General features: G+C 76.9%; 1 protein-coding gene. It reads right to left on the reverse strand.

Translation table 11 applies throughout. The annotated features are described in order from the left end of the window. A partial coding sequence (locus QSK03_RS32975; protein ID WP_285660069.1) for a DUF222 domain-containing protein occupies positions 1-377 on the reverse strand: 377 nt, incomplete at its 3' end. Positions 378-415: the final 38 nt, after the last annotated feature.

The following is a 415-nucleotide window of genomic DNA, read 5'->3' on the forward strand; positions in this document are numbered from 1 at the left end:
TGGCACACCTGGTGGGCGTGGTCGTCGGCCAGGTCGCGGGTCCAGTCGGAGAACACCCGGGCCTTGGACTCGTCGAGGTCCCCGCCGCGCATGGCGGCGTGCACCTGCGGCAGCCGGCCCAGCAGGTCGTCGGCGAGGTCGAGCCAGCGGGCGGCCATGGCCCGCGACCAGCCCAGCGCGGCGGCGGCCTCGTCGCCGGAGAACTCGTCGAGCACGCTGCGGCGCTGCCGGCGCCCGGCCTCGGTGCGCCCGGCCTCGTGCAGCCCGGTCAGGAACCGGGCGGTGTCACGGTTGCGGGCCCGGTGACACTCCCGCACATAGTCGATCACCTCGACCCCGACCAGCCCGGCCGGGTCGACCGCCTCCAACCCACCCACCAGCCACGACGGCACCCCCGCAGCGCCCCCCGCCCCGC

Origin of the sequence: Actinomycetospora sp. NBRC 106375 (genome assembly GCF_030269665.1) — a bacterium.
Lineage (GTDB): Bacteria > Actinomycetota > Actinomycetes > Mycobacteriales > Pseudonocardiaceae > Actinomycetospora.